Below are 12,382 nucleotides of genomic sequence, written 5' to 3'. Positions count from 1 at the left end.
CCAAAAGGGGCGCATCTTGGCGCTTCAGATCCCCCTCCGGGGGAGGTGGCCCGGAGGGCCGGAGGGGGTCACCCCGCCGCCAGCTTCTCGATGCGCTCGGCCGCGGCGTCGATGGCCTTGATGGCGCGGATCTCGACGCGGGTCTGCTCGTTCTGCAGGCGGGCCAGTTCCGACTGGTTGTGGGCCAGGCGCAGCTTCAGGTCCGACAGCTCGTCGGCCAGCAGCAGGGCGCCCATCAGGAACAGGCGGGTCTCGCCCAGTTGGCCGACCTCCTGGCTGACCTGGCGGACCTGGCGGTCGAACAGGCGCGCGATCTCCAGCAGGTGGGCCTCCTGGCCGTCTTCGCAGCCCACGCTGTAGGGGCGGCCGTTCACGTGGATGGTCAGTTGCGCCATGGGCTCAGGCCTTCGCGGGCGGGTCGGGGTCGAACGGCGGGTCGTCCTCGTCGTACAACGCTTCGGGATCGTCTTCGGCTTCGTCGGCGAAATCGGCGGGCGCGGCGCCCTCCTCCTCGTCGTCGTGGACACCCTCGCCGATCAGGCTCTCGTCGCCCAGGGCGGCGCGGATCTCGGCGATGGCGCGGCCCAGGGCCTCGCTGGCCTGCTCGCCGGCCTCCTCCAGGGCGCGCTCGCGGACGCGGGCGGCCTCCAGGTCGGCGGCCAGCTGGGCGGCCTTCTCGACCACGGCGGCGTCGGCCGCGGCCGGAGCGGCGGCGAACAGGTCGCCGGCCGCCGGCTGGGCGGCAGCCTGCGCTCGCTCGGCCCGTTCGGCGGCGATCTTCTGCTCCAGGTTCGCGACGGCGCGCTCAAGCCGGCGCGCGGCCAGGTCGAGGGCGCTTCCTTCGCCCGGGGTCATCGGCAAGTTCCCATCATGCGGCGCAACATATAGATCGTCGCCGACTTCGCCAGCCGGCGTGACCACAATTGGGCGATGTAACGAGCGTCACAACAATAGCTAATGTGTTGTGAGCGTTCCTGGGCTTGACTTCGCCGCTTTCGACCGCGAAACCCCCTGCAAAATCAAGGAACGCCGCTCGCTTCCGAGCGGGTCCGATCGTGAGGAGAAAGACCACATGGCCCTTCGCGTCGCCATCAACGGCTTCGGCCGCATCGGCCGCCTCGTGCTGCGCTCCATCGCCGAGCACGGCCGCCGTGACATCGAGGTGGTGGCGATCAACGATCTGGGCCCGGTCGAGACCAACGCGCACCTGCTTCGCTACGACAGCGTGCATGGCCGCTTCCCCGGCGTCGTCACCTCGGGCGAAGACTGGATCGACGTCGGCACCGGCAAGATCAAGGTCACCGCGATCCGCAACCCCGAAGAGCTGCCGCACGCCGAACTGGGCGTCGACATCGCCTTCGAGTGCACCGGCATCTTCACCGCCCGCGACAAGGCCGCCCTGCACCTGAAGGCCGGCGCCAAGCGCGTGCTCGTGTCGGCTCCCGCCGACGGCGCCGACAAGACCATCGTCTACAAGGTCAACCACGAGACCCTGACCGCCGACGACATCGTCGTCTCGAACGGTTCGTGCACCACCAACGCCCTCGCCCCGGTCGCCAAGGTCCTGCACGACCTGTTCGGCATCGAGCGCGGCTACATGACCACGATCCACAGCTACACCGGCGACCAGCCGACGCTGGACACCATGCACAAGGATCTCTACCGCGCCCGCGCCGCGGCCCTCTCCATGATCCCGACCTCGACCGGCGCCGCCAAGGCCCTGGGCCTGGTTCTGCCGGAACTGAAGGGCAAGCTGGACGGCTCGTCGATCCGCGTCCCGACCCCGAACGTCTCGGTCATCGACCTGAAGGTCGTCGCCGGCCGCGAGACCTCGATCGCCGAGATCAACGCCGCGCTGCAGGCCGCCGCCGACGGTCCGATGAAGGGCGTCCTGGCTACGACCACCGACCCGCTGGTCTCGACCGACCTCAACCACATCGCCGCCAGCTCGACGGCCGCCCTGCCCCAGACGCAAGTCATCGAAGGCAAGCTGGCCCGCGTGCTCAGCTGGTACGACAACGAATGGGGCTTCGCGACCCGCATGAGCGACACCGCTCTGGAAATGGCGAAGTTCCTCTAAGATGAAACGCTGGCCCGCCATCGCCGCCTTGGGAGTGATGGCGTGGCCAGTGTCTGCTTTGATCGGCAAAGCGTTCGTAGGCATTGTCGAATCCTGGAAGTACGGCCCTCCGGCCTCCTGCAGCCACGATCCCGCCACCGGCCTCAGAAGCCATTGCCTCACGCCGATCACGGCCGTGTCCCCGGCGATGGTCATGCCGCTCATCGGCATCGTTCTCTTGATCGCCGGACTTTGGTGGGTCGGCTGGTTCTACCAGGCCCGTTCAGCCCGCCGCCGCGCCGACAACCCGTCGGCGCTGCCTGCTTCCAGCCTTTTCCTCGCCCTGTGGTTTGTCGGCGCAACGGCGCTGTGCACCGCCTGGGCGGCGCATACTCACACCTTCATGTAGGCTCACGCACCATGACCTTCCGCACCCTCGACACCGCCGATCTCGCCGGCAAGCGCGCCCTGGTCCGGGTGGACTTCAACGTGCCCGTCGACGGCGGCAAGGTGGCCGACGACACCCGCCTGCGCGCGGCCCTGCCGACCATCGCCTTCCTGTCCAAGGCCGGCGCCAAGGTCGTGCTGCTGGCCCACTTCGACCGCCCCAAGGGCAAGGTCGTGCCGGAAATGAGCCTCGGCTTCGTCGCCGAACCGCTGAGCAAGCTGCTGGAGCAGCCGGTGGCCTTCGCCAGCGACTGCATCGGCCCGGAAGCCGCCAAGGTCGTCGACGGCCTGGAGAACGGCGGCGTGGCCCTGCTGGAGAACGTCCGCTTCCACGCCGGCGAGGAAAAGAACGACGCCGAGTTCGCCAAGGCCCTGGCCGCCAACGGCGACGTCTACGTCAACGACGCCTTCAGCGCCGCCCACCGCGCCCACGCCTCGACCGAGGGCCTGGCCAAGCTGCTGCCGGCCTATCCGGGCCTGGCCATGCAGCGCGAGCTGGAAGCCCTGGACGCCGCGCTGGGCAACCCCAAGAAGCCGGTGATCGGCATCGTCGGCGGCTCCAAGGTCTCGACCAAGCTTGATTTGCTCAACAACCTCGTCGCCAAGCTGGACCGACTGGCCATCGGCGGCGGCATGGCCAACACCTTCCTCTACGCCCAAGGCCACGACGTCGGCGGCTCGCTCTGTGAAAAGGATCTGGCCGACACCGCCCGCGAGATCATCGCCAAGGCCGAGAAGGCCGGCTGCGAACTGCTGCTGCCGGTCGACGTGGTGGTGGCCAAGAAGGTCGCCCCGGGCGTCGAGACCGCCGTGCGCGGCCTGTCGGACGTGCAGGCCGACGACCTGATCCTCGACGCGGGCCCGCAGAGCGCCAAGAAGCTGCTGGCGGCCATGGACCAGAGCGTCACCTTGATCTGGAACGGCCCGCTGGGCGTGTTCGAGGTGCAACCTTTCGACGAAGCGACCGTTTCGGCGGCGAAACACGCCGCGTCTCTCGCGAAATCGGGTAAGATCGTGGCGGTCGCGGGCGGCGGTGATACCGTCGCGGCGTTGAACCACGCGGGCGTGTCGGCCGACTTCACCTTCGTTTCGACGGCGGGCGGCGCGTTCCTGGAATGGATGGAGGGCAAGACGCTTCCGGGCGTCGCGGCTCTCGAAGCCTAAAGGGAGGATCCCGGGGAGCCCACGACGGCCACGGGACCATCGATCAAGTCGGAACGCCCCGCCCCGAGCCTTTCGGGGCGCAGGCCTCCGCTCTCGGGACGCCGGACGAGGAACCGGCCCCGGGGTCTTCGGGCAAAGAGCGCAAAAGCGCCGCGCCCCAAAAACAAGAACGAACCCAACGACTTCAAAGCTTGCAGGAGAAATACCACGTGGCGAGGATCACGCTTAGGCAGTTGCTGGATCATGCGGCGGAGCATGAATACGGGCTGCCCGCCTTCAACATCAACAACATGGAACAGGGCCTGGCCATCATGGAGGCCGCCGACGCGGTCGACAGCCCGGTCATCATCCAGGCCTCGCGCGGCGCGCGGAACTACGCCAACGACATCATGTTGGCCAAGATGATCGACGCCCTGGTCGACATCTACCCCCACATCCCGGTGTGCATGCACCAGGACCACGGCAACGGCCCGGCGACCTGCGCCACGGCGATCCAGTACGGCTTCACCTCGGTGATGATGGACGGCTCGCTGATGGAGGACGCCAAGACCCCGGCCAGCTACGAGTACAACGTCGACGTCACCCGCCGGGTGGTCGAGATGGCTCACGCCTGCGGCGTGTCGGTCGAGGGCGAACTGGGCGTGCTGGGCTCGCTGGAGACCGGCATGGGCGAGGCCGAGGACGGCCACGGCTTCGAAGGCAAGCTGTCGCACGACGAGCTGCTGACCGATCCGGACCAGGCGGTCGACTTCGTGCAGGCCACCGGCGTCGACGCCCTGGCCATCGCCATGGGCACCAGCCACGGCGCCTACAAGTTCACGCGCAAGCCGGACGGCGACGTCCTGGCCATGAACGTGATCGAGGAAATCCACCGCCGCCTGCCCAACACCCACCTGGTGATGCACGGCAGCTCCAGCGTTCCGCAGGACCTGCAGGACATCATCAACCAGTACGGCGGCGAGATGCCCCAGACCTGGGGCGTGCCGGTCGAAGAGATTCAGCGCGGCATCAAGCACGGCGTGCGCAAGATCAATGTCGACACCGACAACCGCATGGCCATCACCGGCGCCGTCCGCAAGCTGCTGATCGAGAAGCCGCACGAGTTCGACCCGCGCGCCTATCTGAAGCCGGCCAAGGACGCCATGCGCAAGGTCTGCCAGGCCCGCTTCGAGCAGTTCGGTTCGGCCGGCCACGCCGGCAAGATCCGCGCGATCTCGACCGCGGCCATGGCCAAGCGCTACCTGTCGGGCGAACTGAACGCCAAGTTCGGCGCCCCGGCCGGCAAGGCCGCCGCCGAGTAAGCCTTCCCGCTTCACGCAGGAACGAGGGCCCTTCCGGTTCGCCGGGAGGGCCTTTTTCGTTCACCGAGGCGCAGGCGGACAGTTTCTTGCTGACCACAGCGCCCAGAGGCTGCTAGAAGTCGTCCGTCACCTCGGAGACGGCATCTTCATGCCCATGGGCCTGAACAGCTTCGACGCCCGCCGCGACGGTCTTGCGACCRCCGCCGGCCGCGTCGCGCCCGTCTCCGCCCGCGCGCTCCTTCTCACCGTACTTATTACCGCCTGGCCTTCAGGAACGGGACGAACGCGCGCGTCTTAGCGACCGCCGATCAGAGATCGCAGGATCTTCGAACCCCGCTCCTTCCAAGGCGCGGGGTTTTTTGTCGTGCGGTCCGTCGGCCTGACCCTCAGGAGAAACGACCATGACCTTGCAAGCCCCCTCCCCGTCCGAACAGCCCGCGCCGCCCGTCGGCCGGATCCGCGCGGCCGCCCGCCGCTTCGTGCGCGGCCTGGCCGCCGACGAACTGCTGGAGCACGTGGGCCGCATCGAGTCGCTGGTGGCCGCGCCGCCCGCGCCCGAAGCCTCGCGGGCGGTGATCGTCGGGCTGGCGGGACTGGCGCCGTTCGACCCGGCCCGCGACCTGATCTTCACGGGCGGCGAGGGTCCGGCCGTGCAGCTGACAGCCTTCGATCGCAGGGGACGGGTGCTGCAGCGCGTCGAACTCGCCGCGCCGTGAGGTCAGAGCGCGGCCAGCCGGTTCAGGGCGGCGCCGGCCAGACCGCACAGCAGCACGCCGCCCAGATACCACAGGCCCACGAAGACGAAGGTCGAGTGCGGGCAGTGCAGGCCGTAGACGCTGGCGGCCAGGCCGCCGGCGAACACGCCGGCCGCGAAGCCGGCCAGGATCGGCCGCTCGGTCTCGACGCCGCGCAGCACCGTCAGGGTCAGCAGCAGGGTCGGCAGGGCCAGGGCGACGACGTTGAACAAGCACGCGCCCACCGAAGCCGGCGCGAACAAGCGCGCCAGCTTGGCCGGCTCCAGCTGGGTGGCTTCGGTCGCGCCGCCGACGGCGAAGACCAGCAGCGCGATCACCGCCACGACGATCGCCGTGGGGGCCGGCGGGCCCCGCCGGATCAGGCGGGCCAGGCCGTCGAAGCCCGCGGCCGCCAGGGCCGCCGTATAGACCATCTTCAGCCAGAAGAACGGCTGCTGAGGAGCGGTTTCGATGTCGGGGCGCAGGTCCAGCCAGAACAACACGAGCAGCAGAGCCGCAAGGCCGCCGGCGACGCCGATCTCGGCTAGGCGCCAGGCCGGCCTGGTGGCCTTGGGCCGCCAGCCGGACGCGTCAGGCGTCCGCACGGCGAGCACGCCGTCGTCATAGGTCGCGTCGTCGAAGGCCAACCGCTTCCCCCCGCAACAGGCTTGTTTTTCGGCCGCCCGTCCCCTGGCGACGCGCTCGTGAGAGGCGATCTCAAAAGCCGGGGCGAATGCGTAAAGGTTAGGCAGCGGAAGTCAATACCGACGTTCTGCGAGCCCTGTGGAGCGGCTGTGGACACACCCTCAATGCTCGGTTGAGCGGCGCCGTCGGCCGTGAGCGGCGGTCGCAGCGCCTCATCCGGCGGCGGACGGATCGCCGCGCCAGCGCCGGTCGACCAGCACCGCCAGGCCCACGCCGACGGCGTAGCAGGCCAGGTCCTTCAGATCGAACACGCCGCCGAACACCACCCGCGCCACGCGGTTGCCGCCCAGACCCGCATGGTCGAGCACGTGCAGCGCCTGGCCCAGTTCGATGACCGCGCCCAGGCCGAAGGCCGAGGCGGCCGCCAGGCTCCGCCCGACGGGCGCCGCGCTTCGCATGGCGAAATAGACCATCGCCGTGGCCAGCACGTCGCCCAGATAGGGCCGCACAAAGCCGTCGCGCACGAACAGCGCGATGCCCACCTCGACCACGAACAGGGTCGCCGCGGCCGCCAGGTGTCCGAACCGAATCCGCATGGTCCCTCCCCGCTCGAAGGCGGGGAGAAGGCCGCGCGAAGGCAGTCAGTGCAAGGTGGGACGGACCGGAGGGCGACGCCACAGCTGGGCGGTCAGCGCGTTGGCCACGCCCAGCCAGCCCAGATCGGGCGACGAGGCGCCGCCGACCTTGCGCGCCTCGACGGCGTAGGCGGCCGAGGCGCCCAGCGACGCGGTGGCCACGGCCAGCTGTCCGCCGCCGCGCTTCGTGCCGAAGGCCAGCCACAGGGCGTTGAAGCCCTGGGTCAGGCTCCACAGGGTCAGCGCCCGGGTGCGGGCGGGGCTGGAGGGCGCGTTCCAGGTGCGCAGGCCAGACAGGGTCATTGCGATGAACAGCGGCGGCAGCAGCAGGCTGGTCAGGGGCTTGGGCTGGTGGGCGACCGGCTCGTGCATCTCGGCATAGCCGACCGCGTACTCCTCGTCGTCGATCACCCGCTCGTGGCGGCGGCCCAGCAGGGTGGCGGCCAGAATCGCGCCGCCGGCCAGGGCCAGGCCTATGGCCAGCTGCGCGCCGGCGCTGTTGCCGCTGGTGTCCGGCTGGAACGCTTCGCGGCCGGCCAGGGCGCGGGGGGCGTACGGCTTGCCGGGGGTGATGCGCATTGACGGACTCCTCGTTAACTCGGAACCCTAAACCGTCCAGTTTCCGGCTTGGTTCCAGATGAACAGCGCCCCCGCGCCCATCCTGCTACGTCCCGCGCGCGCCGTCGAGGTCGAGGCGATCCGCGACCTGGAGCGCGCCTCGGCCCAGCGGTTCCTGGGCCTGATGGACGACATCGCCGCCGATGAGCCGACGCCCGCCCCGATCCTGGCCCGGCGAATCGTCGAGGGCGGCCTGCTGGTCGCACAGGCGGGCGACGCCATCGCCGGCTTCGTGATGTTCCGTCCGCTGGAGGGCGGCCTCTATGTGGAACAGCTGGACGTGCTGCCCGCCTTCGCCGGCCGCCGGATCGGCGCGGCCCTGCTGGACGCCGCTGGCGAGCGCGCGGGCGACGCCGGCCTGACCCTGTCGACCTTTCGCGACGTGCCCTGGAACGCGCCCTACTACGCCCGCCTGGGATTTGCGCAGGTCGGCGAACTGACGCCCGGCATGGCCGCGATCCGCGCCGAGCACCTGGCGCGCGGCCTGGACGAGCGCGCGCGGATGTTCATGCGCCGGCCGGGCGCGAGGAGACTACCGCCAAGCGCGCACTGTCGCGCCGCCCAACCTTGACCAGAATTTCCTTGTGAACTCAGCCGACGAACAGGGGGAGTTCCAGGATGATGCTTCGAACCACGCTGGCGACGGCGGCGCTCGCCATTGCCACATCGACCGCCGCCCACGCCCAGACGACCTTTCCAGATCTGCCGCCCGGGTCGCTGGTCCAGGACTGCGGCGCGGCCAACGCCAGTCCCGACATCTGTCGCCTGCGCGAGGCGATCCCCGCCGAGACCATCGCGACCCAGCTGGGCCAGGCCCGTTCGGCCGTCTGGCGCGAGGGCGATCGCCTGCTGGTCGCCGCCCAAACGCAGGCGGCCGAGCCGATGCTGGCGGGCGCGATCCTGGCGCCCCTGGCCAAGGTCGAGGGAACTGACCTCGCCACCCTGGTCGTCCGGATACCCCGTCTCGACGAGGCGCTGATCGACGTCTTCATGGTCGGCGGGACGGGTCCGGTCACGCCGCTGGTCTATCGCGGCCCCAAGACCCCGCCGGCCCAGACCCCCGTGCCTGAACTGCGGGGCCGAATGGTGGAAGAGAGCCTCGACGGCAAGGCCCTTGGCGCGCCGCGCGGCCTGACGGTCTACCTGCCGCCCGGCTTCGACCAGGCCAGGACCTATCCGGTCGCCTACCTCGCCGACGGCCGCAGCGTGGCCTTCTACGCCCGGTGCATCGAGCCTGCGATCCTCGACGGACGCATCCGGCCGGTGGTGCTGGTCGGCGTGCATTCCGGCCAGGGCCAGCAGCGCGCCGTCGACTACCTGCTCGACTGGAAGGGCTCAAACGCCGGCTTCGAGGCGCATGAACGCTTCTTCCTCGACGAGGTGATGCCCCGGGCCGAGACGCTGTACGGCGCCTCGAAGAAGCGCGAGGAGCGCCTGGTCACCGGCAAGTCGAACGGCGGCGACTGGGCGCTGGACATCGCCCTGCGCCATCGCGACCTGTTCGCCCAGGCCGCGCCGGCGGCGATGGCGCGCACCAAGGCGCAGGGCGTCGAGGCGCCAGGCCGGCCGCGGCTGCTTGTGACCACCGGCCTGTTCGATCCGGGGATCAACCGCTCGCGGGAGATCGTCGCGCGCGCCAAGGGTTCCGGCGACGAGGTCGCGCTGGTCGAGCCGGTCAGCGGCCACGGCGGGCTGTTCTACCAGGAGCGCCTGATCGAGATCCTGGGCTGGGCCTTCGGCCGTCCGTAAGCGCCTGGAGGCCTTAGCGCGGCAGCAGCGAGATCGCGGTGCTGGCCACGGTGCTGACCGGCAAAGCCTTCAGGTCGGGCGACTTGATCACCGCAACGTGGCCGCGCGGGCCGCACAGCGCCGGATCCGAGGCGTCGGAGAACAGGGCGATGGTCGGCGCGCCGGCCGCGGCCAGAAGGTGCGTGGGGCCGGTGTCGTTGCCGACCACCAGGGCCGCCTTGGCCCCGAGCACGGCCAGTTGGGCGAAGTCGGTGCGGCCGGTAAGGTCGCGCGCCTGGCCGGCGGCCTTCTGGATCTGGCGAGCCATGGCGCTTTCCTGCGGCCCGCCGATGATGACGATGTCCAGGCCCTTGGACTTCAAGAGGGCCGCCAGCTGGGCGTAGCTCTCGACCGGCCAGCGCTTTTCGGGGCGGTGGGCCGAGCCGCCGGGCACCAGCAGGACGTAGGGCTTGGGCGCCACCGCGCCGGCGACCGGACGGGCGTCCTTGTGCTTGCGCAGGATCCACGACAGGTCCGGCGGCGGAGCGCTGCCCGGCTCGGTCGGCGCATCGGGCCAGATACCGGCCTGGCGCAGCTGGTCGGCGTGACGCTCCAGCGTGTGCATGTGATAGCGGGCGCGGCCGCGCTGGGGCAGGCTGGCGCCGTTGGCGATGCCCGACCACTGCGGCGGGAACGGCCGCAGGGCCTGGAAGTACCAGCCGGTGCGGTTGTTGGTCTGCAGGTCGTAGACGCGGTCGTACTTGGCCTTGCGGATCCGGCCCAGCATCTTGAAGAGGTCGCCCGCGTCGCTGGGACGGCCGTCCACCTCGACGGCGTTGAAATAGGGCGACAGGCGGGCCAGGGCCTCGAACGGCGGGGTGGTCAGAAGGGTGATCTTGGCGCGCGGGTGCGCCTCGCGGATCTTCTTCATCGCCGCCAGGGCCAGGACGAAATCGCCCAGCGCGCCCAGCTTGATGACCAGGACCTTCTTGATCTCCTTGCTCAACCCTTCGACTCCGAAACTCCCGCCCCAGCCTTCCGGGCGGCCATGACGCGCGCATAGACCTTAAGGGTCGCCTCGACCATCGCGTCCACAGAATACAACCGTCGCGCACGGGCGCGGGCGGCCATGCCTATCGCCTGACGCCCGGCGGCGCCCGCTTCGCAGGCGTCGTTCAGGGCCTGGGCCCAGGCTTCGACGTCGCCGGGCGCGGCCAGCCAGCCGGTCTCGCCCGGAACCACCGTCTCGCGCGTGGCGCCGTGGTCGGCGGCGATCACCGGACGCCCCATCACCTGCGGCTCGACCGCCGTGCGGCCGAAGGCCTCCGGCTCCAGCGACGGGGCGATGGCCAGGTCGGCCAGCAGATAGGCGGCCGGCATGTCGTCGCAGTGGCCCACCAGCCTGACGCTGTCTTCCAGGCCCGCCTGGGTGATCATGTGCTCGAGCTGCGCGCGATAGCCCTTGCGACCCTGGTCGTCGCCGGCCAGCAGCAGCAGCACCCGCGTGTCGTTCAGGGCCTTCAGCCGCGCCACCGCCTCGATGGCCAGGCCCTGGCCCTTCCAGCGGGTCAGGCGGCCGGCCAGCAGCACCTTGAGGCGGCGCTCGTCGCTCGCCACGCCCCAGGCCTTGCGCAGGGCCTCGACCCGCTCGGCCGAGACGAAGCCGGGCTCGAAGCGCGACAGGTCCACCCCGCGCGGGATGGCCACCACCTTGTCGGGGTGGATCCCGTGCTCGGCGATGACGTGGGCGCGGGTGTATTCGGAATTGGCGATGACCAGGTCGCCCTTGGTCATCACCGCGTTGTACCAGCGCTTGAGGCTGGACTTGGCGTTGTAGACCCCGTGATAGGTGGCCACGAACGGCGTCCGGGTGGCGTGGGCCGCCCACAGGGCCGAAAAGGCCGGCGCGCGCGAGCGGGCGTGCACCAGGGTCACCTTCTCGCGGCGGATCAGGTCGATCAGGCGGGCGGCGTTGCCCAGCATCACCAGCGGGTTCTTCGACTGGGCCGGCATCTGGGCCAGGCGCCCGCCGTCGGCCTCCAGGCGCGAGGCCATGCGGCCGCCACGGGTCGCCACCAGGGCCTTGCCGCCCTGGGCCACCACGCCGTGCGCGACATCGATCGTGGTCTGCTCGGCGCCGCCGGTCTCCAGTTCCGGAGTCACCTGCAGCAGGGTGAATTCATCGGGAAGGATGGACACGCCGCGCTCTGAAGAGGTTAGGAGGGGTTAGTTAGCGAAACGAACAAGGCCGCGCCATGACCGAAGTCCGTGATTTCCATCCGCGCGAGGAAAATCAACGTCTCGCCTACCGCAGGATCGACGGCGAAGGCCCGACGGTGGTGTGGCTGGGCGGCTTTCACTCCGACATGACCGGCACGAAGGCCCAGGTGCTGGCCGAACAGGCCCTGGCCACGGGCGGATCGTACGTCCGCTTCGACTATTTCGGCCACGGCGAATCGTCGGGCGCGTTCAGGGACGGCACGATCAGCCGCTGGCGCGCCGATTCGCTCGCCGTCATCGACGAGCTGACCGACGGCCCGCTGGTGCTGGTCGGCTCGTCGATGGGCGGCTGGCTGGCGTGCCTGGCCGCCATCGCTCGGCCCGAGCGGGTGAAGGCCCTGGTGCTGATCGCCCCCGCCCCCGACTTCACCGACAAGCTGATGGCTCCCGAACTGTCCGACGAGGCCAGGACCGCCATCGCCCGCGACGGCTTCTGGATCCGGCCGTCCGAGTACGACGACGGCGGCTACGCCATCACCCGCGAGCTGCTGGAGGACGGCGCGCGCTGGTCGATCCTGCCAGGACCCGTGCCGATCGACGTCCCGGTGCGCGTGCTGCAGGGCGGCGCCGACGCCGACGTGCCCTGGACCCACGCCCTGGAGCTGGCCAACGGCCTGACCAGCCAGGACGTGGTCTTCTCGCTGATCAAGGACGGCGACCACAGGCTGTCGCGCCCGCAGGACCTGGAGCGGCTGACGGCCGCCGTGGCCGAGGCCCGCGTGCTGGCCACGCCCGTCGACGACGACCCCGTCGCCCGCCGCCTGGCCGGCC

Annotated in this window: 15 protein-coding genes; 8 read left to right on the top strand and 7 right to left on the bottom strand. The window is 70.3% G+C overall.

Annotated features, from left to right (window positions below; all coding sequences use genetic code 11):
• Nucleotides 1–68: 68 nt before the first annotated feature.
• Nucleotides 69–395 carry a cell division protein ZapA gene (locus AC1DCG_RS09815; RefSeq protein WP_058348093.1) on the bottom strand — a complete coding sequence of 109 codons (327 nt, stop codon included), beginning with the start codon at nucleotides 393–395 and terminating at the stop codon, nucleotides 69–71.
• A gap of 4 nt (nucleotides 396–399) precedes the next feature.
• Complete coding sequence (locus tag AC1DCG_RS09810; RefSeq protein ID WP_165257719.1) at nucleotides 400–855, bottom strand: hypothetical protein; 456 nt, start codon at nucleotides 853–855, stop codon at nucleotides 400–402.
• A gap of 217 nt (nucleotides 856–1,072) precedes the next feature.
• Here AC1DCG_RS09810 and gap point away from each other — a divergent pair, with 217 nt between their 5' ends.
• From gap to AC1DCG_RS09785, 5 genes are all read left to right on the top strand, one after another.
• Complete coding sequence (gap, locus tag AC1DCG_RS09805) at nucleotides 1,073–2,080, top strand: type I glyceraldehyde-3-phosphate dehydrogenase (protein ID WP_477030216.1); 1,008 nt, start codon at nucleotides 1,073–1,075, stop codon at nucleotides 2,078–2,080.
• A gap of 1 nt (nucleotide 2,081) precedes the next feature.
• A complete protein-coding gene (locus AC1DCG_RS09800) occupies nucleotides 2,082–2,468 on the top strand; it encodes a hypothetical protein (protein WP_477030217.1) in 387 nt (128 codons plus the stop codon).
• 11 nt (nucleotides 2,469–2,479) lie between these two features.
• Complete coding sequence (locus AC1DCG_RS09795; protein WP_477030218.1) at nucleotides 2,480–3,670, top strand: phosphoglycerate kinase; 1,191 nt, start codon at nucleotides 2,480–2,482, stop codon at nucleotides 3,668–3,670.
• 209 nt (nucleotides 3,671–3,879) lie between these two features.
• On the top strand, nucleotides 3,880–4,971 hold the full coding sequence (gene fba / locus AC1DCG_RS09790; RefSeq protein WP_165257727.1) for a class II fructose-bisphosphate aldolase: 1,092 nt from the start codon (nucleotides 3,880–3,882) through the stop codon (nucleotides 4,969–4,971).
• Between the two features lie 401 nt (nucleotides 4,972–5,372).
• On the top strand, nucleotides 5,373–5,687 hold the full coding sequence (locus AC1DCG_RS09785; protein WP_477030219.1) for a hypothetical protein: 315 nt from the start codon (nucleotides 5,373–5,375) through the stop codon (nucleotides 5,685–5,687).
• A gap of 2 nt (nucleotides 5,688–5,689) precedes the next feature.
• On the opposite strand, the gene AC1DCG_RS09780 is transcribed toward AC1DCG_RS09785, so the two are convergent.
• The 3 genes from AC1DCG_RS09780 to AC1DCG_RS09770 all read right to left on the bottom strand — a co-directional run bounded on the left by AC1DCG_RS09780 (nucleotide 5,690) and on the right by AC1DCG_RS09770 (nucleotide 7,564).
• Nucleotides 5,690–6,352 (bottom strand): DUF1109 domain-containing protein, encoded by a 663-nt coding sequence (locus AC1DCG_RS09780; protein WP_477030220.1) that lies wholly within the window; start codon nucleotides 6,350–6,352, stop codon nucleotides 5,690–5,692.
• A 210-nt stretch (nucleotides 6,353–6,562) separates the two neighbouring features.
• Nucleotides 6,563–6,946 carry a ribosomal maturation YjgA family protein gene (locus AC1DCG_RS09775; protein ID WP_477030221.1) on the bottom strand — a complete coding sequence of 128 codons (384 nt, stop codon included), beginning with the start codon at nucleotides 6,944–6,946 and terminating at the stop codon, nucleotides 6,563–6,565.
• 45 nt (nucleotides 6,947–6,991) lie between these two features.
• Complete coding sequence (locus AC1DCG_RS09770; RefSeq protein WP_165257738.1) at nucleotides 6,992–7,564, bottom strand: TspO/MBR family protein; 573 nt, start codon at nucleotides 7,562–7,564, stop codon at nucleotides 6,992–6,994.
• 58 nt (nucleotides 7,565–7,622) lie between these two features.
• Between AC1DCG_RS09770 and AC1DCG_RS09765 the strand changes: the two genes are divergently transcribed.
• Together AC1DCG_RS09765 and AC1DCG_RS09760 are read left to right on the top strand one after the other, a co-directional pair.
• A complete protein-coding gene (locus tag AC1DCG_RS09765; RefSeq protein ID WP_477030222.1) occupies nucleotides 7,623–8,174 on the top strand; it encodes a GNAT family N-acetyltransferase in 552 nt (183 codons plus the stop codon).
• Between the two features lie 47 nt (nucleotides 8,175–8,221).
• The gene (locus tag AC1DCG_RS09760) at nucleotides 8,222–9,352 is read left to right on the top strand and encodes an alpha/beta hydrolase (RefSeq protein ID WP_477030223.1); all 1,131 of its coding nucleotides are present in this window, start codon (nucleotides 8,222–8,224) and stop codon (nucleotides 9,350–9,352) included.
• Between the two features lie 13 nt (nucleotides 9,353–9,365).
• Here the strand turns inward: AC1DCG_RS09760 and AC1DCG_RS09755 are convergent, their stop codons facing one another.
• Both AC1DCG_RS09755 and AC1DCG_RS09750 read right to left on the bottom strand, forming a co-directional pair.
• Entirely contained in the window at nucleotides 9,366–10,337 is a 972-nt protein-coding gene (locus AC1DCG_RS09755) for a glycosyltransferase family 9 protein (RefSeq protein WP_165257744.1), read from the bottom strand.
• Nucleotides 10,334–11,530, bottom strand: a complete 1,197-nt coding sequence (locus AC1DCG_RS09750) for a glycosyltransferase family 4 protein (RefSeq protein WP_477030224.1) — start codon at nucleotides 11,528–11,530, stop codon at nucleotides 10,334–10,336. Before AC1DCG_RS09750 ends, AC1DCG_RS09755 begins: the two co-directional genes overlap by 4 nt.
• Nucleotides 11,531–11,586: 56 nt before the next feature.
• Here AC1DCG_RS09750 and AC1DCG_RS09745 point away from each other — a divergent pair.
• Nucleotides 11,587–12,382 (top strand): alpha/beta fold hydrolase (locus tag AC1DCG_RS09745; protein ID WP_477041469.1); only part of this gene is annotated, 796 nt, incomplete at its 3' end.

The sequence above is a fragment of the Caulobacter sp. 10L414 genome (assembly GCF_056395525.1).
Note: the sequence above shows the minus strand (reverse complement) of the source record. Positions and strands in the feature narration are given on the sequence as shown.

Bases quoted from the DNA above. Each gene is read 5' to 3' on its own strand.
- AC1DCG_RS09815 (WP_058348093.1), bottom strand. From the start codon at position 395: ATGGCGCAACTGACCATCCACGTGAACGGCCGCCCCTACAGCGTGGGC.
- AC1DCG_RS09810 (WP_165257719.1), bottom strand. From the start codon at position 855: ATGACCCCGGGCGAAGGAAGCGCCCTCGACCTGGCCGCGCGCCGGCTT.
- gap (WP_477030216.1), top strand. From the start codon at position 1,073: ATGGCCCTTCGCGTCGCCATCAACGGCTTCGGCCGCATCGGCCGCCTC.
- AC1DCG_RS09800 (WP_477030217.1), top strand. From the start codon at position 2,082: ATGAAACGCTGGCCCGCCATCGCCGCCTTGGGAGTGATGGCGTGGCCA.
- AC1DCG_RS09795 (WP_477030218.1), top strand. From the start codon at position 2,480: ATGACCTTCCGCACCCTCGACACCGCCGATCTCGCCGGCAAGCGCGCC.
- AC1DCG_RS09785 (WP_477030219.1), top strand. From the start codon at position 5,373: ATGACCTTGCAAGCCCCCTCCCCGTCCGAACAGCCCGCGCCGCCCGTC.
- AC1DCG_RS09775 (WP_477030221.1), bottom strand. From the start codon at position 6,946: ATGCGGATTCGGTTCGGACACCTGGCGGCCGCGGCGACCCTGTTCGTG.
- AC1DCG_RS09770 (WP_165257738.1), bottom strand. From the start codon at position 7,564: ATGCGCATCACCCCCGGCAAGCCGTACGCCCCCCGCGCCCTGGCCGGC.
- AC1DCG_RS09765 (WP_477030222.1), top strand. From the start codon at position 7,623: ATGAACAGCGCCCCCGCGCCCATCCTGCTACGTCCCGCGCGCGCCGTC.
- AC1DCG_RS09760 (WP_477030223.1), top strand. From the start codon at position 8,222: ATGATGCTTCGAACCACGCTGGCGACGGCGGCGCTCGCCATTGCCACA.